19 protein-coding genes and 1 pseudogene are annotated in these 21,238 nt (G+C 37.4%); 15 read left to right on the top strand and 5 right to left on the bottom strand.

The genetic code is table 11. From position 1 onward, the window contains the following. Positions 1-120: 120 nt before the first annotated feature. Positions 121-642 carry a YcxB family protein gene (locus tag AC3WJF_RS11655; RefSeq protein WP_492452305.1) on the top strand — a complete coding sequence of 174 codons (522 nt, stop codon included), beginning with the start codon at positions 121-123 and terminating at the stop codon, positions 640-642. Between the two features lie 126 nt (positions 643-768). Here AC3WJF_RS11655 and AC3WJF_RS11650 read toward each other — a convergent pair whose 3' ends face one another. Beyond that, the gene (locus AC3WJF_RS11650; RefSeq protein ID WP_492452303.1) at positions 769-1,116 is read right to left on the bottom strand and encodes a YkgJ family cysteine cluster protein; all 348 of its coding nucleotides are present in this window, start codon (positions 1,114-1,116) and stop codon (positions 769-771) included. Between the two features lie 343 nt (positions 1,117-1,459). Here AC3WJF_RS11650 and hutU point away from each other — a divergent pair, with 343 nt between their 5' ends. The 7 genes from hutU to AC3WJF_RS11615 all read left to right on the top strand — a co-directional run bounded on the left by hutU (position 1,460) and on the right by AC3WJF_RS11615 (position 9,583). Continuing rightward, positions 1,460-3,127: a urocanate hydratase gene (gene hutU, locus AC3WJF_RS11645; RefSeq protein WP_492452301.1), complete on the top strand. Its 1,668-nt coding sequence runs from the start codon at positions 1,460-1,462 to the stop codon at positions 3,125-3,127. A 20-nt stretch (positions 3,128-3,147) separates the two neighbouring features. Continuing rightward, entirely contained in the window at positions 3,148-4,425 is a 1,278-nt protein-coding gene (hutI, locus tag AC3WJF_RS11640; protein WP_492452299.1) for an imidazolonepropionase, read from the top strand. After that, positions 4,419-5,420 carry an agmatinase family protein gene (locus AC3WJF_RS11635; RefSeq protein WP_492452297.1) on the top strand — a complete coding sequence of 334 codons (1,002 nt, stop codon included), beginning with the start codon at positions 4,419-4,421 and terminating at the stop codon, positions 5,418-5,420. Before hutI ends, AC3WJF_RS11635 begins: the two co-directional genes overlap by 7 nt. Positions 5,421-5,837: 417 nt before the next feature. After that, positions 5,838-6,587 (top strand): sulfite exporter TauE/SafE family protein, encoded by a 750-nt coding sequence (locus AC3WJF_RS11630; RefSeq protein WP_492452295.1) that lies wholly within the window; start codon positions 5,838-5,840, stop codon positions 6,585-6,587. A 347-nt stretch (positions 6,588-6,934) separates the two neighbouring features. Continuing rightward, entirely contained in the window at positions 6,935-7,459 is a 525-nt protein-coding gene (locus tag AC3WJF_RS11625; RefSeq protein WP_492452293.1) for an RNA polymerase sigma factor, read from the top strand. Beyond that, positions 7,446-8,399 (top strand): DUF4871 domain-containing protein, encoded by a 954-nt coding sequence (locus tag AC3WJF_RS11620; protein ID WP_492452291.1) that lies wholly within the window; start codon positions 7,446-7,448, stop codon positions 8,397-8,399. The genes AC3WJF_RS11625 and AC3WJF_RS11620 overlap by 14 nt, the downstream gene beginning before the upstream one ends. Before the next feature lie 74 nt (positions 8,400-8,473). Beyond that, on the top strand, positions 8,474-9,583 hold the full coding sequence (locus AC3WJF_RS11615; protein WP_492452289.1) for a DUF1835 domain-containing protein: 1,110 nt from the start codon (positions 8,474-8,476) through the stop codon (positions 9,581-9,583). A 111-nt stretch (positions 9,584-9,694) separates the two neighbouring features. Here the strand turns inward: AC3WJF_RS11615 and AC3WJF_RS11610 are convergent, their stop codons facing one another. The 4 genes from AC3WJF_RS11610 to AC3WJF_RS11595 all read right to left on the bottom strand — a co-directional run bounded on the left by AC3WJF_RS11610 (position 9,695) and on the right by AC3WJF_RS11595 (position 13,909). After that, entirely contained in the window at positions 9,695-10,141 is a 447-nt protein-coding gene (locus AC3WJF_RS11610) for a C40 family peptidase (RefSeq protein ID WP_492452287.1), read from the bottom strand. Positions 10,142-10,322: 181 nt separating this feature from the next. After that, the gene (locus AC3WJF_RS11605; protein WP_492452285.1) at positions 10,323-10,871 is read right to left on the bottom strand and encodes an NADPH-dependent FMN reductase; all 549 of its coding nucleotides are present in this window, start codon (positions 10,869-10,871) and stop codon (positions 10,323-10,325) included. Positions 10,872-11,213: 342 nt separating this feature from the next. After that, entirely contained in the window at positions 11,214-12,746 is a 1,533-nt protein-coding gene (locus AC3WJF_RS11600) for a glycine betaine ABC transporter substrate-binding protein (protein WP_492452283.1), read from the bottom strand. A gap of 32 nt (positions 12,747-12,778) precedes the next feature. Further along, complete coding sequence (locus AC3WJF_RS11595) at positions 12,779-13,909, bottom strand: ABC transporter ATP-binding protein (protein WP_492452281.1); 1,131 nt, start codon at positions 13,907-13,909, stop codon at positions 12,779-12,781. 563 nt (positions 13,910-14,472) lie between these two features. Between AC3WJF_RS11595 and AC3WJF_RS11590 the strand changes: the two genes are divergently transcribed. From AC3WJF_RS11590 to AC3WJF_RS11560, 7 genes and pseudogenes are all read left to right on the top strand, one after another. Continuing rightward, positions 14,473-15,219, top strand: coding sequence for a GNAT family N-acetyltransferase (locus AC3WJF_RS11590; RefSeq protein ID WP_492452279.1), 747 nt, complete (start codon positions 14,473-14,475; stop codon positions 15,217-15,219). Positions 15,220-15,232: 13 nt separating this feature from the next. After that, positions 15,233-15,670: pseudogene (locus AC3WJF_RS11585) on the top strand (NUDIX hydrolase); the annotation flags it as partial. Positions 15,671-17,290: 1,620 nt separating this feature from the next. Beyond that, on the top strand, positions 17,291-17,824 hold the full coding sequence (locus AC3WJF_RS11580) for a GNAT family N-acetyltransferase (protein WP_492452277.1): 534 nt from the start codon (positions 17,291-17,293) through the stop codon (positions 17,822-17,824). Between the two features lie 17 nt (positions 17,825-17,841). Next, a complete protein-coding gene (locus AC3WJF_RS11575) occupies positions 17,842-18,384 on the top strand; it encodes a GNAT family N-acetyltransferase (RefSeq protein WP_492452275.1) in 543 nt (180 codons plus the stop codon). A 229-nt stretch (positions 18,385-18,613) separates the two neighbouring features. Beyond that, positions 18,614-18,943: an HIT domain-containing protein gene (locus AC3WJF_RS11570; protein WP_492452273.1), complete on the top strand. Its 330-nt coding sequence runs from the start codon at positions 18,614-18,616 to the stop codon at positions 18,941-18,943. 19 nt (positions 18,944-18,962) lie between these two features. Then, entirely contained in the window at positions 18,963-20,036 is a 1,074-nt protein-coding gene (locus AC3WJF_RS11565) for a DUF3626 domain-containing protein (protein ID WP_492452271.1), read from the top strand. Positions 20,037-20,198: 162 nt separating this feature from the next. Then, a complete protein-coding gene (locus AC3WJF_RS11560) occupies positions 20,199-21,230 on the top strand; it encodes a S66 family peptidase (protein ID WP_492452269.1) in 1,032 nt (343 codons plus the stop codon). Positions 21,231-21,238 lie beyond the last annotated feature (8 nt).

Raw genomic sequence — 21,238 nt, 5'->3', positions numbered from 1 at the left:
CCATTTACCCTGTAATAATACAGTTGGCTCTATTAAAACTTTTATTTTTGCAAAAAGTCAGAGATTCAAGGGTATTTAGGATTTGGTGATAGATATAATCATATTGAAAGGAGGCATAGTATGATTGTTCATTATGACATTGATTTTGACGACTTAATGGCTCTACAAAAGGATTTTATAGAGAACTCTGAAACACATAAAAATAAGAAAACAAAATACGCTTGGTATGGAGCTATTATTGTCTTTTTAGTTCCTTTTATAGTTATGACGTTATATGCACACACTATTACTAAATGGGGATTGGTAATCCCAATCTTTTATTTCATATTATGGGTCTTAATCGCAAAAACAGTTTATAATAAACGTATTTTTGCTGCTATAAAAAAACAATTTAGAAACAAATTCTCCTACTTGATAGGAGAGTGGAAAGTAACTTTTACTGATGATGAGTTAATCCATGAAACAGAAAATTCAAATAGGAAGTTTAAATGGTCTGAATTTGAAAGCCTTTCTGCGGATTCAACACATTATTTTTTATACACTTCTGATTCAGAGGGTCTTATTATAAAAAAAATACAAAACGGATTATCTGATGATGAACAGCAAGAATTACTTTCCCTAATAAGAAAACGTTTCCGATAATATTCATCTATTTTTCAAGATAGTGAGATTTTATTTTTTTTATTAGTTAGTCCATTGTTATCTTAAATGGAAATATGTTTTTTTTATTAATTATGAGTCATTTTCGAAGTACTCAACAGCCCTACATTATTTAAAGTATTCCCATGTAAAATCTACGGATAATATCCCGGTGGGGTCTTCTAATCTAGCAGGTAAATCTTTTGTTGCTAGTTCCGGTTTGCGAAAACAAACAAGTTGCTTATAATAACCGAACATTCTACAAATCTCAGGTCTTACAGCGTGAATACCGCATTTGTCATTATCCAAATCGTAAAAGATACATGTTCCGAAATGTCTTGTTTGATTTTCGAGATTAGATCGTAGCTTTTTTGGCATGCTTTTAATCTTTCGTTTTATTTTTGTTAATTCCTTTTCTGTGACTGGGACAGGTCCGCAACAAAGCCCTCTACATCCTTTACAAGGAAGTGTGTCCACTCTTATCTCCTCCCCAAAAGATCAATATAAAAAGAAATTTACCATAGATAAAACATCAATTCAATTGCAAATATTCTATCATAACACAAAAAATATTTTTTGTCAATGAAAGATTAAGATTATTGTTTTGACTGTACAATTACAGAAGTAACAGAGGTTGCTTTATATTGAATGAATATAAAAATCTAAAATAAGTATAAAAAAATAAGCAGTTTATTATAAAAATTTAATAGTAAATAATGAGTATATATAAGAAATCAAACATTTTTCATAAACTTTCCAGAATATTTTATTTATATAATAATAGTAGGAAACAATCAAAAGTAGATTTGGAGGGAATGGAATGAAAACGGATACAAAAAGAGAAATCGTTAACTACACAGGTACAGAATTACATGCAAAAGGCTGGGTTCAAGAAGCTGCATTGCGAATGCTCATGAACAATTTAAATAAGGATGTGGCGGAGCGTCCTGAAGATTTAGTTGTTTATGGCGGGATCGGAAAAGCTGCCCGAAACTGGGATTGCTATGATGCTATTGTGAAAACATTACATGAACTTGAATCAGATGAAACCTTGTTGGTTCAATCAGGTAAGCCAGTTGCTGTGTTTAAAACACATACTGATGCACCTCGAGTTCTTATTGCGAACTCAAACCTTGTACCAGCATGGGCAAATTGGGATACTTTCCACGAGTTAGATAAAAAAGGCTTAATGATGTATGGGCAAATGACAGCGGGAAGCTGGATCTATATTGGTAGCCAAGGAATCGTACAAGGGACGTATGAAACGTTTGCGGAAGCGGGCAGACAGCATTTTGGCGGATCTTTAAAGCAAACCATTACTGTTACAGCGGGTCTTGGAGGTATGGGTGGTGCGCAACCACTTGCGGTTACAATGGCAGAAGGTGTATGTATCGCGATTGAAGTAGATGAAACAAGAATAGACCGCAGGATTGAAACTCGTTATTTAGATACAAAAACAGATTCATTAGAAGAAGCTATTCGTCTTGCTAAGGAAGCAAAAGCAGAAGGGAAAGCATTGTCTATTGGATTGTTAGGAAACGCGGCAGAAATTTTACCAAAGATGATTGAAATTGGCTTCATTCCGGATGTTTTAACCGATCAAACATCTGCGCATGATCCGTTAAACGGTTATGTTCCAATAGGGTATAGTCTGGAAGCTGCAGATAAATTACGTAAGGAAAATCCATCTGAATATGTGAAGAAATCAAAAGCAAGCATGGCAGAACATGTGAAGGCGATGTTGGTATTACAAGAAAAAGGCGCTGTTACATTTGATTACGGAAACAATATTCGTCAAGTTGCAAAGGATGAAGGGGTTGAGAATGCTTTTGACTTCCCTGGATTTGTGCCTGCTTACATTCGCCCACAGTTCTGTGAGGGTAAAGGTCCTTTCCGTTGGGTAGCATTATCAGGAGATCCAGAGGATATTTATAAAACAGATGAAGTTATTCTTCGTGAATTTAGCTATAATACGCATTTATGTAACTGGATTAAAATGGCTCGTGAAAAGATTCAATTTCAAGGACTTCCATCTCGTATTTGCTGGTTAGGATACGGAGAGCGTGCTCGTTTTGGAAAAATCATTAATGATATGGTGGCGAGCGGCGAGTTGAAAGCACCGATTGTAATCGGTCGTGACCACTTAGATTCAGGTTCTGTTGCTTCACCGAATCGTGAAACAGAAGGAATGAAGGATGGCAGTGATGCTGTAGCAGATTGGCCGATTTTGAATGCGATGATCAATGCAGTTGGGGGAGCTAGCTGGGTATCTGTACATCACGGTGGCGGTGTAGGCATGGGCTATTCGTTACATGCGGGAATGGTTATCGTGGCAGATGGTACGAAAGAAGCGGAAAAACGTCTTGAACGTGTATTAACGACGGATCCGGGAATGGGTGTTGTCCGTCACGTGGATGCGGGTTATGACTTAGCGATTAAAACAGCGGAGGAAAAAGGTATCCATATTCCAATGCTGCGTTCGAAATAATTTTAGCGGAGGTACCACAAATGTTTGAAAAACCAATTTTTATTCAACATGCGAATGAATTGATTACCGTAAAAGGCGGTTCGGAAAAACCTTTAACAAAAGAGGCGATGAATGAGCTTCATATATTCAATGATGGCGCACTTTGGTTAGAGAATGGGGAGATTCAAGCTGTAGGGACAACGGAGGAATTGAAGGAGAAATATGCAAACCGTGTCTCTGAAGCAACAGTGGTCGACGCGAGTGGGAAAATTGTGATGCCGGGTCTTGTGGACCCGCATACGCATCTTGTTTATGCGGGAAGCCGGGAAAATGAATTTAATATGCGTTTAAATGGTGCCACCTATATGGAAATCATGAATAATGGCGGTGGTATTCATGCCACTACATCAAGGACTCGTTCGGCTTTGCCAGATGAGCTTTTCTCTGAAAGTATGAAGCGCTTAGATTCCTTTTTAAAGCACGGGGTTACAACTGTGGAGGCGAAAAGCGGATACGGACTTGATTGGGAAACAGAGAAAAAACAGTTGGAAGTGGCGAAACAGTTAAATGATGAACACGTCATCGATGTTGTTCGCACTTTTATGGGAGCTCATGCAGTTCCGGGAGAGTATAAGGAAAATCCAGATGAGTTTGTGAGAATCGTAATAGAAGAGATGCTTCCTTTAGTTGCTGCTGAGAGTTTAGCAGAGTTCAATGATGTTTTTTGTGAAAGAGGAGTGTTTACTCCTGAACAAAGCCGTTTGATTTTGGAAGCGGGTAAAAAGCACGGACTTATTCCAAAGATTCATGCTGATGAAATTGAACCGTATGAAGGGGCAGAACTAGCGGCGGATGTTGGAGCCGTTTCTGCAGATCACTTATTACGGGCATCAGACCAAGGTATTAAAAGAATGGCGGAAGAAGGAGTAATAGGGGTATTACTTCCAGGCACAGCTTTCTTTTTAATGGCAGATTCTGCAAGAGGACGAAGAATGATTGACGAAGGCGTTCCTGTTGCATTATCGACAGATTGTAATCCTGGTTCATCTCCTACAACTTCTTTACCGTTCATTATGAATCTAGCATGCATGAAAATGGGGATGACTCCTGCGGAAGCTATTACGGCAACTACCATTAATGCTGCACATGCGATCAATCGTGCGAAAGAAATTGGTAGTTTAGAAGTTGGCAAGAAAGCGGATGTTGTCATTATGAATGTGCCAAATTATATGCAGCTGCAATATCATTATGGAATGAATCATACAGATACCGTTATTAAGTCCGGTAAAATCGTGGTAGAGAGTGGTCAGCTATGTTAAATAAAATAAGTACATTACCGATTGAAACTCCAGCTTTTTCTTGGAAAAAAGTCGCTTGGGGACAGGATTTAAAGGTAAATGAATGGATTCAATCTATTCCTCATTTGAATGAAGAAGATGGGGAAAATCCATGGGATGTAGTGATAATGGGCGTTCCGATTTCCAGATCATCGATTAGTGCCTCTGGTGCATCTGAATTTCCAGAGAGTTTTAGACGCGCTTGGAAAGGATTCAATACGTACAATCTCGATGAAGAAGTTGATTTAAGGGAATTGTCTGTTGTAGATGTCGGTGATGTGAAAATGCACTTCACGGATATTCTTTTAAGCCACCAAAATATTAAAGACACTTTCCGTGGGTTGACGAAGGAATTTTCAGGATCCATTCCAGTAAGCATCGGTGGGGATCATTCCATTACTGCGATGCTTGTAAAAGGCTGGAAGGAAACTTTTCCAAATGAGGAGATCGGAATTTTGCAGCTCGATACTCATCTCGATTTGCGTGATTTAAAGGATCATGGGCCAACAAACGGAACACCAATCCGCAACTTGATTGAAAGCGGAACGATCAAAGGGGAAAATGTATTTAATATTGGTTTACACGGATTCTTTAATGCGCCATCCTTAGTGGAATGTGCGAAGGAATACGGTGTAAATTATATTACATTGAAGAAAGCACGACAAAATGGTGTGAAGGAAACGGTAGAACAAGCACTTAATACTTTGGCGGGGAAAGTAGACCGCATATATCTGACTTGTGATATGGATGTCTTAGATATCGCTTATGCACCTGGTGTTCCAGCTTCCACACCAGGTGGAATGAGGACAGATGAACTGTTTGATGCAGTCTATACAGCTGGTCTTCATCCAAAGGTGGGAGCAATGGATATAGTTTGCTTGGATCCAATGCGGGACGGAGTAGTACAGCCTACCGTTAAGGCAGGAACACATGTGTTTTTATCGTTTATGACGGGATTGGTTATGCGGAAGAAATAGAACAAAAATGAACAAGGTCTAATTCCTATACGGATTTAGGTCTTTTTTATGTTTCTAAATAAAGATACTTTGAAAGGAAAGTTTAGGGAAAAATCACCCCTCTGAATACGGTGTTATTTTTCGATTTGAGAGGTTTTGCTGCGTCTTAATACATTCCCTTTAAAATAGATTTTAGAAGTCTGAAAACCGCCTTTAAACACGTATAAAAAGTGGAAAAAACCTTATTGAATAGCGGTTTTGAACATGATAATATGTTATAATAATAGAAGAGGTACATTAATGAATGATAAGGTTTAATAATAGTTTTTCCTTTGTTAATGCACATTAATAATAGGGGAAGGAGGGGGATTTCTGTTTCTTTTTGCTACCACAAAAAGTAAAATATTAAAATATATGGATTTTAAGTGAGGTTGTGCAATGACAATAAACATTATGATTTTAATCGTCGCTGCTGTTTTTATTGGTGCATTGATGAGAACTATGTTCGGATTCGGAGAAGCAATTGTTAGTATGCCACTGCTTGCGTTACTGCCAATTCCCCTAAATACATCTGTTTCTCTGATTGGTTTGGCTGGCCTTACCGTTGCTGCTTTAACCGTTGCCAGCGGATGGCGTCATATAGAAAGGCCAATCCTAATTAGACTCGCAATTACCACGGTGATTGGAATCCCGATAGGTCTACTTATGCTTAAGTTTACACCTGCAAATGTCATTACAACTGGACTAGGTATTTTCCTAATAGCTTACGGATGTTACTCAATCGTAAAGAAAAAGCTTTTAAAAGGGCTGGATCGACCATTACTAAATGCTAAAGGTTGGGTCTTACCATTTGGATTTGCATCTGGTGCCCTTGGGAGTGCCTACAACTTTAATGGTGTCCCGGTTGTTATTTACGGAACATTACGACGTTGGAATCCAGAGCGTTTCAGGGGAACATTACAAGCTCATTTTTTAATATCAGGTGTTCTTGTTGTATCTGGGCATGCACTAGGAGGCTTATGGACTAAGGATGTATTTACTCTTTATTCCATCTCTATTCCAGCAATATTGTTAGCTATTATAATAGGAAAATATTTTAATAAAAAAATACCAGCAGGGAAATTTGAAAACTCTTTATTTATTATTATTATTTTACTTGGAATTCTGTTGTTGTTTCCAAGCAAATGAAATCAGCGGGACTAAAATTTTAAGCGGACACAGGATCCGTTATTTTGATAAAAAGCCCCTATTTTAATGACTTAGAGGACACAGAATCCGTTATTCACTGAAAAACACAAGAAAATCACTGCTTTTTTACTAAATAGCGGAACCTCTGTCCGCAAACCGAGAGAAAAACCCTATTTTGTCACAGATAACGGAACTGGTGTCCTCTGAATTCAAGATGCTACTAGCAAATGCCGCTTTTCTTACCTCTCTATCAACTAATCTTTTATACTAATTATAATTAAAATGAAATTTCCAATGCTCACGAACGTCTAATAATAAATAGCGTTTTTTGGAGGGGAGGACCTTCAGTGGATAAGGAACGGATAATTGAAGATTTATTCCGCAAGTACAACGCCTATATTTATCACTTTTTGGTTTATTACACGCAAAGCACCGATGTTGAAGACCTTGTTCAGGAGTGTTTTTTAAAAGCTCTAAAAGGCATTCATCAATTTGAAGGCAAAGCGGATCCGAAAACATGGTTAGTCTCCATTGCTCGCCATATCGCCATTGATCATCACCGCAGAAAACAGAAGCTGCCTCACCTACCAGACAACATTTTACAACTCATCCCGTCTAATCAACTGAATCTAGAGGACTATTTAATCCATAAAGAAGAAATCCAACAAATCTACAAAGCAATAAACGAAATGAAAAAGAAGTACCGGGACGTCCTGATTTTAAGAGGAATCATGGATCTATCGGTATCGGAAACAGCTGAAGTTTTAGGCTGGACGAAAAATAAAGTGAATTTAACATTACACCGTGCACTAAAAAAGCTTCAACTGCAATCAAAGGAATGGAGGGAGGGGCTGGATTATGGAATTCAATAAGGAGGAGGAGTACAAATTAAAGCTTTTACGATCGTTCCCAGTTCATCAATTACAACCGCTTCAGCAAGAAAAAATCCTTAACCAATTGCGAATTGCTGCTAAAGCGAATGGAAAAAGACCAAATTACAATAACGTTTTAAAAAAATTAACCGTTGTTATCTCAATGTGCTTAGTTGTTTTCATTCCTATTCTGTTGTTAGTGTCCCATCACCCAAATAAGCCCTCTCAAACAATGAAGCCATTGCAAAAAGAATCTTGGCAAGTGAGTCCTACATTCGATCGAATGGACAAAAACGGAAAGATTGTTTCAAAAAATGATGTGCGTGGAATAAAGGGGAGAATTGGGATTCTGGACACTAAATTTATTGCAAAAGATCCGCGAACCGTTGCCAAAATGTTTTGGTATGTCTGGGGAGAGCCAGATAAATTATTATTCAAAAAATTAAAGGCAACGGCCACGCATGAAGGAACAGGTGAAAAATTTGTCGTCAACGAAACAGAGCTTCAAGGGCCAGTTTATGGAGAAGATGCAAGTGCATTGACTACCTTTAAGCCCTTTCCAGAAAAGGGTTTGTGGAAAATTGACGTTTCCATCGATGGCCATCCATACGGATCTATTGTAGTGAATGTGAAAGCTCCTAATATTACAACAGAAAATACACAATTTAATTTATCAAGAGATGATGTGAAAGTTGGACTATCAAAGGACATTAGCATGGAGGTTAAAGGGGAGAGTATAGAATCCATCATCACTGTGGTAGCCTCCTATTATAAGGACAAAGATCATGTGCTAAGTTTCCCTTATATTCAAGATGCTCCCTTTAATGATGCAACTGGAGACACCTATACAGGATATACAGGGAAACTCGATATTGATAAACCAGGCAAGTGGAAAATTACCGTTCTTGGCGAGAGTACGATTGTGGATGTGAAGAAATAAGAAGGTTTTTTATACAGTTATTGTATTTTATGTTAAGGTAACTGTAAGATAATTCCGACAAAAGGGGTAGTATTGTGAAAACAAGGGTAAATGGATCATCTATATATTTTTTCACGGAACCGAACATTGTATTTGTATATAGAATAAGAGTTCTTTGTTATGTAACTTCAAGTCAAGCTAAGAGGTTGGAAACTTATGAATTAGCAGATGGGGAATCATTTGAGACGTTCGACCATGAAGAATCTAACCCTCTGGAAGGCCGCGGTTATTTTCTCCATCAAGAAGGCATTCAAATGATGATAGAAAAAATAAACGAACAAATCCATATTTCCCGAAGCAAGGAAAACAGGATAGAAAATACAGGTGCATATCACCTTGTTAGTTCGGAACATGCTGCTGGATCCTTAAGAGTAGGATTGGAAAGGCCAAAAACGGTTATTGGATTTCCTGGATTTTTTAACATTGGCCCAATTTGGAATCTGGAAGATAAAAAAGGTCGTACCAATCAAAATGAATGGCTTTTGGAAAATATTAATTTTGGTTCCGATGATACTTGGTATGAAAATCACTTTACAAATGCGCTTTATGAGATAGAGGATATTCCAGAGTGTGCTCCTATCCACATCTGGTATGCCAATAATGCAGAAGAACAAACTTATCTTTGCTATATTCTTTATTTATTAAAGAACAAAGCGAATGATATTTTTCTTCATAACTCGACTGAACTGTATCATGTTTATAAAATAGCTCCTGAAAATGAAGAACACTATATACATCATTCAGGTGAATTGGCGCCTGGACATTATAGATTTATTTTTGAAAAAGAAAAAGCAGCAGCTCCTTTAACTTCAACAGAAAGAGAGAAATTTCAACGGGAATGGGAAAAACTTTCTAATACAACGGGTGTTTTACGAGTTTGGATAGATGGAGAGATACATACAGTATCTGAGGGTTATTTTGATTCATTAATATTAAAAGCTTTAAAGGAACTTCACCGAGAAAAAGGGGATGACGAATTTATTAAGGCTGGGAGATTGATTGGGCATATTTTGGGAGAAATAGAAGAACCGATAGGGGATTCCTATTTAGAGTATCGGATTCGTCATTTGATTTATAGCGGAATGCTGGAGTTAAAAGGGATACCAAAATCGTTACGTCATTATAGTGTAAGATTAAGGAAATAGGTTATTGCTCAGCTTTTAAAATGAAGCTTATAAAGTATGAGTGATTGTAGGAGCACTTTAGATTCAAAACAAAAAAGCTTCGGTTCCTCACCGAAGCTTAGTAGCATTATATTAAATATGTTTTGCTCCAACATAAAGTGGCTTCCAATATGGATTGCTCAATGTTGTAATAGAAACACCTTTAGAAGAAGAAGCGTTAATAAATTTTCCACTGCCGAGATAGATTCCGACATGTGAAGGTTTAGTAGCCTTACTTTGAGAGAAGAAAACTAAGTCGCCTGCTTTCAATGTTTTCGCACGAGTTCCTTTACTAAACATATCTCCAGCTGTTCTAGGCAGGCTGATACCTGCTTTTCCGTATGAATATTTTACAAGACCGGAACAATCGAAGCCAGTTGGACTTATTCCTCCAAAACGATAAGGAACACCAAGATTACTTTTGGCAACAGCAATCGCCTTTGTGTTGTAATACGCAGCTTCAGCATTGTGACCTTTAGCTGTAACCCCAAAGATTAGTGCAGATGCAATTACTACAGTCGAGATGATTTTTTTAAACATACTGTTATACCTCCTGATGTCATTTGCTAAAACTACTATACAAGTTTTTGCATGACTACGTCTTCACAGGGGAATTACAGTTGCATTACATAATATGACACAGTGTGACAGTTGTTAATTATTTATTTATATTGAATAAAATAAAAGATCAAACCTTGACGGGCTTGATCTTCTTATTTCATTAATAACCTTTTGTTTGCTCGATCCAGTTAATATAATTTTCCACTACAGAATCGATAAATTGGATAGTAGCTTCATCTACCAATTTTCCTGTTTCATCTATTTTGCTTTGAATTGCACCGATAAATACTTCGTTTCCAGGTAGAGTAAGTGCAGAAACTCCAGGTGAGTTCAAGATTTGGCGAAGATGCATTTGAGCACGCACTGTACCTAATACGCCACCGGATCCGCCAGCAATCATTACTGGTTTGTTTACCATTACTCGATCTACTCTTGAAAACCAATCAATCGCATTTTTTAAAACAGCCGGAATGGAATGATTGTATTCAGGTGTAACCATTAGCACACCATCACTTTCAACCACTTTATCTTTAATTTCTTTTACAATTTTTGATGGATCAAGCTCATCATCTTGATTGTACATAGGAAGCTCTTCAATTGGCAGAATTTCAATATCCAATTTGCCTTGATAGCGCTTTTGCATATATAACGCGAGCTTTTTATTATAAGATTCCTTACGATTACTTCCAACTAGTGCTACTATTTTCATTTGAAATTCCCTCCTGATGTTTCTTTGGTTACAAAAAGTAACTAACTATACATATTATATCATCTGTTTTAAAAAAATCAAATCATGTGACTTGCATAGTAGTCATAGAATGCTTGCTTGGTTTCTTCTATATGATTTCCTTCTTTTAGGTTTTTAAATTACCTTTATTTTAAATATGATACACAAACGCTAGGAATATGAAAAATATTTTGTTTTATTGATGAAGCAATAAACCAATGGTATTTTTTATCTAAACGATAACTAGATTTTATCCGTATAAATAATAGGCTTTGTATTGAAAATAAAAAAGGACCAGTGACACTTCTTCACTGATCCTACTACTTAATTTTTTAATAGGCCGTCGTCAACTAAAAACTGATGTGCAACATCCTTATACGTTTTCTTATGAATATCTACCTCGGCATTTAATTCCTGCATTTTTTTATCTGTGATTTTTCCTGCAAGTAAATTCAGTACTTTTTTTAGTTCAGGATGTTTCTTAAGAACTTCACCTCTTACAACCGGTACTGCATTATATGGAGGAAAAACATGCTTATCATCCTCTAATACTTGCAAATTAAAAGCTGGTATTCGCCCATCAGTTGTGTAGGCATCAATGACATCTGCTTTATGATTTTTAGCTGCACTATAAATGATCCCGGAATCCATTGCTTGTGTTTTCTTGAATTCAATCCCGTATGCTTTTTTTAAACCAGGATATCCATCTTCACGTTCCAAGAATTCCGGTTCAGAAGCTAATGTTAATTGCGGTGCTTTTTCTGTTAAATCAGAAATGGTTTTTACATTCCACTTTTTCGCATCTTCTTTACGAATTGTTAGGGAATAAGTGTTATTAAAACCAATTGGATCTAACCAAATAATGTTGTACTTCTCTTTAAAACGTTTTTTTACATAATTGTATACTTTATCAGGATCGGTTGAGTCGATATCTTCTTTTAAGTAATTCATTAATCCTGTACCTGTATATTCAACAGTTATATCATAGTCACCCTTTTTTAACCCTTGAAAAACTCCAGCCGAGCCACTGATGAACGACTGTTTATCGACTTTTAGATTCGTTTGATTTTCGATTAATTCTTTATAGATATTGACCAAAATCTCTTGTTCCGTAAAGCTTTTTCCAGTAATGGTAATTGTATTTTTGTTATTTACCGCTTTTACAACTCCAACCGTAATTCCGGTAAGGAGGACGGCAGCAGCAATTGTAGCAGCAATCCATTTTTTCGTTTTGGTGATTTTCTTTTTTGTACCTGGCTTTGCTGCATTTTCAAATCGTTTCAATATCATATCGAATAAAATCGCGATTAACGCAGAAGGCAGTGCTCCAGCTATAATAAGTCCGGAGTTATACGTTTGTAAACCGCGGAAAATTAAATCTCCTAAACCGCCGGCACCAATTAACCCTGCAATGGTAGCTACCCCAACAACCATAACAGCTGCGGTACGAATACCACCCATAATAACGTTTAAAGCGAGGGGAAGCTCAATTTTCCAAAGAACCTGTCTGCTCGTCATTCCCATACCAATCCCTGCTTCCACCGTACTGCTGTCCACATTAACAATACCTAAATACGTATTACGAAGGATAGGCAATAAACCATAGATCGTTAATGCGATAATAGCAGGCGGTTTACCTGTTCCGATGAAGGGTACTAGAAAAACAAGCAGGGCAAGACTTGGAATGGTTTGCAAGGCGGCGGTAATCCCAATGACAATATCTGCGATTTTTTTCTGACGAGTTAGAAATATCCCAAGCGGAACAGCAATCACAATTGCGATAATAATAGAAACTAATGACAGATAAATATGTTCTACTAGTAAACTACCAACTTCAGGTAAACGATTGATAAACACATCTTTTATTTCATTCCATAAACTATTAATATCTATATCCCTCCCATTGAATCGTCAAAACGATCGGCAACAAATTTGACAATACTAGACCGATTAATAATCCCTCTAACCTTTTCGTTATGGTCAATTACAGGTACAAAACCATATGGTGATTCGTTGACTAGTTGAAAAGCTTTTTCAGGGTTTTCATTCGGTGTGATGGTGGGAATATCTTTTTGAATAAGATCAAGTAAAGTTAATTGCTCATTTCCATAGGCACGTCGCATATCCCAAATATTGACGATTCCATAATAGTTGTGCTCTGTATCCACAATTAATAAATTATCCACTCGTTTTTGACGCATGATTTTTACTGCTTCAGCAATTCCTCGTGAAGGATAAGCAGTGATTGGGGGAACCATGAGTTGTTCAATTTCAGGAAGGATAGTGGAGTCCTGCAAGCGATCTTCACCAATAAATTGTCGTACAAATTCATTTGCTGGATGCCTTAATATCATTTCTGGCCGGTCCATTTGAATGATTTCCCCATCTTTCATAATACAAATGCGGTCGGCAATCTTTAATGCCTCATCCATATCATGTGTAACAAAGACAATCGTTTTCTTAATTTCCTGCTGCAGTTTGACTAACTCTTCCTGTAACTGTTCGCGACTGATTGGGTCGAGCGCACTGAATGGCTCATCCATTAAAATGATGTCTGGATCTGCTGCTAATGCTCGGATAACCCCGATTCGTTGCTGCTGCCCGCCAGATAATTCATCTGGAAAGCGATCTCCTAATTCATTTGGATCAAGTCCAACCATCTTCATGAGCTCATCTACCTTGTCCTTGTACTCCGCTTCATCCCACTTTTTCAGCTTCGGAACTAAGGCAACATTTTCCCTGATCGTCATATGTGGCATCAACCCAATTTGCTGAATAACGTAACCAATATTTCGTCTGAGATTTACTGGATTTTGTTTTTTAATGCTTTCTCCGTTGATGGTTATTTCGCCATTGGTCGGTTCGATAATTCGATTAATCATCTTCATCGTGGTTGTTTTACCACATCCACTGGGACCAATTAGAACAAGCAACTCATTGTTCTTGATCGTGAAATTCAAATTCTTAATGGCCAAATAGCCACCATCGTATTGTTTGGAAACATTTTTAAATTCTATCAATGCTCACACTCACCTCCAGTGTATCTTTACCCTAAATATTTTTGTGGTAAACATGTTTTTGGATTTTTGGGTAAATAGTTTGGGTACTGGGTGGAGATGATGAACTCAATTAGGTGGAGGAAAATTTCTGGTGAAAGCTCCGAAGAAATGGGTGAGAACACCGAAAAAAGGGAAGAAAATTCCCGACTTTTAGAGGAAAATCTCCGAAAAAATAGAAGGAAACGCCTAAGCCGTGTGAAAGCTCCCAAGAAGTTGATGAGAACACCGGAAAAAGGGAAGAAATCTCCCAACATTTAGAGGAAATCTCCGAAAAAATAGAAGGAAACGCCTAACCAGGGTGATACCTCCGAAGAAGTGGATGAGAACACCGAAAAAAGGGAAGAACGCTCCCAACTTTTAGAGGAAATCTCCAAAGAATAGGAGAAACTCACCTATCTCGTACGGAAAACGTAAAGTGAACGATCGAAATAGCAACGCCTAACCATTTGAGAAAACGAATATAAAGGAAATTTTATTAAGAGAATAGAATAGTTTAAAGGAATACAACGAGAGGCTGATAAACATTGCTTATCATATCAAATATAGAAAAACTTTTTCAAGGAACATTTAAAGTGTTGAACGGTCTACCTCGATATATTGCGTTAGAGGAAAATGAGGCGCAACAACCGTGTCCAGATTTTAAAGAAAAAATAAGTGATCTGGTAACAGCTGGGGAAATCAATAAATTAAATTATATAGCTGTACTGATTCAAAAATCGAACAATGACTATTCGAATATCCTCTTAACCAATGGATTTCAACATAGATCATCCATTGTGGAATATACAAAAGAGCTAGAGAACATAGATGAATATCCTTCTGTTTTTCAATGGAAGTTTCTAGAGGATGAGCTTTCGGAAGATGAATTCAAGAATATTTGGGAACAGAGCATGCTTTTTTCTGATAACAAACCTTCTACTTTTACAATGGATCAGCATCTTGATTCTGTAAAAACAGAATTAGGGGATAATTGGAGAACTTCATGTTGTGTTTTTATAAAAGAAGGAAAACCAATTGGTGTAACTATCCCCCATATAGAGCCAAGAACAATGAATGAAGGCAGGCTATTTTATTTTGGAATCATTCCTGAAGTGCGGGGAAAGGGTCTAAGTTCTATTCTTCATAAACAATCGTTACGTTTTCTAAAAGAAATGGGTGCCACGTATTATATTGGAGGCACCCATTCAACAAATATAAAAATGCAACATGTTTTCAGAAGTAATGGATGTCGTCTGAAATCAGAGAAGGAATCTTACTATAAATATTTTTAGTGAGATGTGGCAAATGGGAATGTCCGATTATTATAAGAAGCTTAGGGAAAAGGTAGGGAACGAATTAATCTTCATGCCAAGTGTGGCGGCAATTGTTCGAAATGAAACGGGAGAGATCTTATTTCAAAACAAAGGGAACGGGGAAAAGTGGAGTCTCCCTGCCGGAGCAATCGAACCTGGTGAAGCACCTGCAAAAGCAGTTGTTCGTGAGGTATGGGAGGAAACAGGACTGCATGTAGTTCCGAAAAAGCTATTAGGAGTGTTTGGCGGGGAGGATTTTCGATACCAATATCCGAATGGTCATAAAGTCGAATATAATGTATTTCTTTTTGAGTGTGACGTTAAAGATGTCGAGCTAAACCCAGTTGATAGCGAAACGACTGAGTTACGCTACTTTGATGCAGAACAAATGCCAGAGCTTGCTTTACCTTATCCGAAGTCTTTATTTTTACAAAAAAATCATGAAGAAACTTATTTTCAATGGAAGGAAAACTCTTTGAAAACGAAAGATACCTACGATAAATTGGCGGAGGATATAATAAACTTGTCCCAGCACTGGCCTGGATTCGAGGCAGTTGCTTTTGCGCTCTATGATCAAGAAAAGGTTCATCTGTACCGTCATCCGAAGTTCAAGCAACAAGTTCTGCCATGGGATGAACAATTTCTGGGGGACACCATCATACTGTTTGAAGATTATCCAACCGCCATTACTTGTGTCGAACGCTATGAGGATATGGAAAGCTTATACTCCATCCTTTCCCATGAATTATTTCATGGATTTCAATATGTCAAAGAGGAAAAACGATTTCCTGACGAAATGCTGGGAATATCGTATCCACTAATAGAGGAGAATGTGGAGCTAAGGAATCAGGAAAGATTTCATCTTTATCATGCGGTCGTAGGAACAGGGGAAATCCGAGTAGAACATCTTCAGAATTTCGTTGCACTAAGGGAAAAAAGGATGAGTCTCATTGGCGAGTATATCCTATATGAAACCAATTTAGAAACAGTTGAAGGACCAGCTTGGTATGTAGAATTGAAAGCATACTCTGAGAAAAGTCCGCTGACATATGAGAAAGTAATAGAAAAATATAGTCGTCATCTATTAAATAAAAAAGATGCTAGTATGCACTTAAGAAGAAGTTGCTGTGGTTCCGGATTGTTTCTCAGTCTGCTGTTGGATGAAATTTCACCTGATTGGAAGGAAAATTTTTTCGAGTCCAATCAAACTTTATATGATTTATTAAAAAATAACGTCAATCATAAAATCCAGCAAATAGATAAAGTAATCATTTCGGACGAAACGAAATCAATTGTAAAAATCGTTAAAGGCAATAAGGAAGCAGAATTTGAAAAGTTTCAAGTGGAAAAAGGCTACCACCTTGTTTTGGAAGGAAATATGAAAGCTGCTTTAATTGACCCTATGAATATCGTAAAAAGTGAAAATAAACTATTACACAAAAACTTTTTGAAAGTAAAAGTGAACGATAAAGAATATCTATTTCAACAGCCGGTTGTCGCTTACACTAATGAAAATAGCCGGGATATATCTAAACTCCATGTCATACTTGAGGAAAAACCGGTTGAAAAGGATGGATCGCTCATTATTAAAGACGTGGGGGAATTTGATGGATTGTTCTTTCAAGTGGATGCTGTTTATCATTTCTGTTTGAACGATACAACTAAGATATTTTGATTTTCTTATAAAATGAGCTCAGGAATATACTCCTGAGCTCATAAATTTATTATTTAGTTTTCCTCTATTCGATATATTCCCATAAATAATAGATCCCCAATAAACCATCAGGGATAAAAAAGCTAAACTGTTTTTGTGTAATCAAACTTTTATATCGTGGGCCCTCGGATACACTGTTAATGGTCAGCAAAATTCAAGTAACTAAGGTCAATCATTTAATCTCCTCCAAATTTATTTCGTTTCATTATTTCATTTATTTTCCACATGTTCAATTCGGAATTTTAAAATTCGCAAAATATTATTTTGTTTATAATATTCGCTATACACACAACGGTAATTGTAGTAAGATTTTTACAATCAAAGGAGGGACCGAAATTGGCTTATGAATACATCATTCGCGCGGAAATGCCTGCTGATTATGAAGGAATTCGCTTGGTAAATTATCTTGCTTTCGGTAATAAACCAAATGAAGCAAATTTAATTGAAGCTATCCGGAAAAGCGATTTATTTATAAAGGAACTTTCTCTTGTTGCAGTAAATGAGGGAGAAATCGTTGGACATATATTGTTTAGCCCAGTTTTCATCACAACAAATGATGGCGAGATTCCCACCATCGCGCTTGCGCCAATGGCGGTAAAACCGGGATATCAAGGAGTTGGAATTGGCTCGGCACTTGTAAAGGAAGGTTTGCAGGCTTGTAGCGAACTTGGTTATCCGCATGTATTTGTGCTTGGACACCCAGATTTTTATCCTAAATTTGGCTTCGTTCCTTCCCAATCATCTTTTGGAATTGAATGTCCTTTTCCAGTGAAGGATCCATATTTTATGGCGATCGAGCAGAAAGCAAATTCTCTCAAGAACATTAAAGGAAAGTTAAAGTATCCAACTGCATTTGATGCGGTATCTTAAATAAATGAGGTGTTCGTATGTCATTTCCTATTTTAGAAACAGAGAGGCTACAACTTACGGAAATAACAGAAGAATATGTTGGGGCAGTCTATGACATTTTTTCACAAGAAGAAGTAACGCAATATTACGGCATGATGCCTTTACGTGAAGTAGAACATGCTCAAAAAATGGTCCAATCCTTTTCCAAGAATTTTGCTGAAAAACGTGGGATTCGCTGGGGTATGATTTTAAAAGAAACAGGTGAATACATAGGAAGTGTAGGATTAAATAATCTTGTTTTAATGGGAAAACGAGCGGAAATTGGCTATGAGCTGCATCCGAATTTTTGGCGAAAAGGACTGGTTTCGGAGGCCGTAAAAGCAGTCCTGCAATACAGCTTTGAAGAATTGGATTTATATCGAATCGGTGCCGTTACCTTCCCGGAAAACAAAGCATCATCCAATCTTTTATTAAAATTGGGATTTCAAAAAGAGGGACTACTCAGAGGATATTTATTTCAAGGAGGAGTTTCCTACGACGCCTCTGTGTTTTCAATTCTGAAAACAGATTGGATAAAGTAGTTTAATTCTTGATCTTTGTGGACACTGGTTCCGCTATCTGTGACAAAATTGCCTATTTCAACCTTTTTGCGGACATGGGATCCGTTATTTAGTTAAAAAGCAGTGTTTTCACAGTGTTTTTTCACAAATAACGGACTCAGTGTCCGCTCAGCCTTTAAATTAAGGGAATTTCATAAAAATAACGGATTCTGAGTCCGCATATAAAATATTTCTAAAAAGGGGTGTCCTTATGACAGCGGATTTTTACTGTGAAGAAGTACTAAGCGGAAAAACAGCAGTAAACAAGGTAATGGAGACGGAAAATGTTTTAGCTTATTATCATACAAAGCCTTTTTATCCTGTTCATATCGTGACGATACCGAAAAAGCATATTCCATCGCTTATCACACTTCAAGATGAAGATAACGAATTACTCCTGGAGTTATTCGATGTCATTAAAAAAGTTGCTGCAAAGGTAACAGAAGAGAACGGTGCATGCAGAGTCATTACGAATATAGGAAACTATCAGGATTCCAAACATCTGCATTGGCATGTCGTGTATGGTGCACCTTTAAGATAGATTGGAAGGAGGACTCAATATGGCATTAACACCTGCCCAATCCTTTGCGATTGACTATGTGAGATCGAAAGCGAGAGAGTCTCGGAGCCTATCTATTGAAAAGATTAAAGATATTTTAAACCGTAACCAAATAATATTGTCTATTGAGGAGTTATTGTGTACCATTCGCACTCATGGTAGAGTGACGCTCAATTTTCATCCTGATCGAATACTTTCAAATGGTCGTACGATTATCGAGTGTTTTATAGAAGATGGAATGTATTACAGTCAATTTGTAACCCAGGTTACAAACGGAAGTAAGACATCATTTGCTGGAGGCGACCGGGACCTGTGGGAAGATATTTTGTTCGGTGGAGCCTATCAAAATCTATCCGTAAGAAATATGGAACGTCCGAAGTATGGCGGTTTGAACTTAATGAATTATGTGGATGGTGCTTCACCGCGTTTTGGTTCATGCCATTTTCGATTGAAACCACATATAGTAGAGCGGTGTACCTTTACATTTGGAGACAGTCATACAGGACCTGATGTTATCGGAACAATAGATGCATTTGAGCCAATCCTTGCTGCATTATTGGAAGCTTCTGAAACAAATCACGAGGCCCTTGGTAAATCAGAGATGGATACTCCTAATTTGGTAAAGCAACTTCTTACCCTTCCATCGTGTGGTGAGCAACTAGGAAAATTAGGACGCTCGTTAGATGATTATATTGAGGCACAAATCCATGGTGATATTGACCTTTCTAAAGATGTTGAGGTATTGGTAGCGGACCCATCCTTTAAGGAAACACAATTTGGTGTTTTCATGGAGGAACTCTGTGCAAAGTATTCCATTACTCTTTGGTGGAATCCCGGTTTTCGATTAGCCACTTCCTCTGTACCCGCTGATTTTCGAGGACCTGCGATGCTGCCGCTTGCAAAGCGCCTAGATGAATATTATGCTCACACTCCCGGTTTACTCGATGCTTTTACGATAGGAAATGCCGCTGCTTCTTTCTACCATAATTCAGAACTTTGGGGGGATTGGGGAACGCCTGAGGAAACATTTCAACATTTGAAACAGCTTTGGCATGTTCTTGTGAAATACGGATGATGATTGAGGGGATATTACACGATTTGTTTTAAAATCTAATCTTCATTTGGTTTTGGGGCAGCTTTTTTTCAAAAGGTTGTTTATTTTTAGTCCGAAAAAAGATTTTCGTCTAAAAACCAAAATAGTTAAGAAAAGACACTTGTTGAAATAGGAGGAATTCAAATGGATAAATCAATTTGCTATCCTAAAAATCTCGAAAAAGGTGATACCATTGCGGTCATTGCACCGTCAAGTGGTGTAGAAGAGCCAATGCACCGCTATTTTATGGATGCCAAAAGAAATGTTGAGCAATTAGGTTTTAAAGTTGTTATTGCAGATACTGTTTGGACAAATGAAAAAAGTGTCAGTGCTTCGAAAGAGATTCGTGCAAAGGAACTTCAACAATTTTTACTGGATGACCAAGTAAAGGCGATTATTCCACCTTGGGGCGGTGAATTTTTAATGGATATTCTGCCATTACTAGATTGGGAGGAGATTAGATCCACTAATCCAAAATGGATTCTCGGCTTTTCTGATATCAGTACCTTTATTTTTGCATACACATTGTTGACAGGAACTGCATCTGCACATGGTAACAGTTTCTTTGATCTATGTGCAAATAAGTTAGATTCATTGACGGAGAAGTGGGTCGATGTATTGAGCAATCGTCCAGGGGAAACGATTTCACAAACTTCCTCTAGTTTCTACCAATCTACTTGGGGAGATGACCTAAATAAAGGTTTCAATTTGGATACGGCGACTGTTTGGAAGTCGCTAAATTCAGCCGAGTCAACTCAATTCTCTGGTAGATTACTAGGAGGCTGTTTAGATACGATTTCCACTCTTATTGGAACTCCTTATGCACCTGTTTCACAGTTTGTTGAAGAGTATTGCCATGATACGGGCATCGTTTGGTACCTGGAAAGCTGTGAAATGAATGCGGCTGAAATATATCGCCATCTATGGCAAATGAAAATGAACGGATGGTTTCATAAAGCCAACGGGATTTTGATTGGAAGACCAGCAGGATATTCCGACGTAAAAGATTTTACAATAGTAGATGCTTTACATAATGCATTTGATGATATGGATATTCCTGTAATATATGATGCTGATATTGGACATGTTCCCCCGCAAATGATTTTAGTGAATGGGGCTAAGGCAAATGTTTCTTATTCACAAGGGAAAGGTACTATAGATCTTATATTTAAGTAAAACGCAAC

It is taken from the genome of Heyndrickxia sp. FW510-T9 (assembly GCF_058781025.1).
This window is presented reverse-complemented; position numbering and strand designations above follow the sequence as displayed.

What these genes read in the sequence shown, in the direction of transcription:
- AC3WJF_RS11560 (WP_492452269.1), top strand. Translation starts at nt 20,199, where the DNA reads ATGGATAAATCAATTTGCTATCCTAAAAATCTCGAAAAAGGTGATACC.
- AC3WJF_RS11620 (WP_492452291.1), top strand. Translation starts at nt 7,446, where the DNA reads ATGGAATTCAATAAGGAGGAGGAGTACAAATTAAAGCTTTTACGATCG.
- AC3WJF_RS11610 (WP_492452287.1), bottom strand. Translation starts at nt 10,141, where the DNA reads ATGTTTAAAAAAATCATCTCGACTGTAGTAATTGCATCTGCACTAATC.
- AC3WJF_RS11565 (WP_492452271.1), top strand. Translation starts at nt 18,963, where the DNA reads ATGGCATTAACACCTGCCCAATCCTTTGCGATTGACTATGTGAGATCG.
- AC3WJF_RS11570 (WP_492452273.1), top strand. Translation starts at nt 18,614, where the DNA reads ATGACAGCGGATTTTTACTGTGAAGAAGTACTAAGCGGAAAAACAGCA.
- hutU (WP_492452301.1), top strand. Translation starts at nt 1,460, where the DNA reads ATGAAAACGGATACAAAAAGAGAAATCGTTAACTACACAGGTACAGAA.
- AC3WJF_RS11635 (WP_492452297.1), top strand. Translation starts at nt 4,419, where the DNA reads ATGTTAAATAAAATAAGTACATTACCGATTGAAACTCCAGCTTTTTCT.
- hutI (WP_492452299.1), top strand. Translation starts at nt 3,148, where the DNA reads ATGTTTGAAAAACCAATTTTTATTCAACATGCGAATGAATTGATTACC.
- AC3WJF_RS11630 (WP_492452295.1), top strand. Translation starts at nt 5,838, where the DNA reads ATGACAATAAACATTATGATTTTAATCGTCGCTGCTGTTTTTATTGGT.
- AC3WJF_RS11605 (WP_492452285.1), bottom strand. Translation starts at nt 10,871, where the DNA reads ATGAAAATAGTAGCACTAGTTGGAAGTAATCGTAAGGAATCTTATAAT.
- AC3WJF_RS11575 (WP_492452275.1), top strand. Translation starts at nt 17,842, where the DNA reads ATGTCATTTCCTATTTTAGAAACAGAGAGGCTACAACTTACGGAAATA.
- AC3WJF_RS11655 (WP_492452305.1), top strand. Translation starts at nt 121, where the DNA reads ATGATTGTTCATTATGACATTGATTTTGACGACTTAATGGCTCTACAA.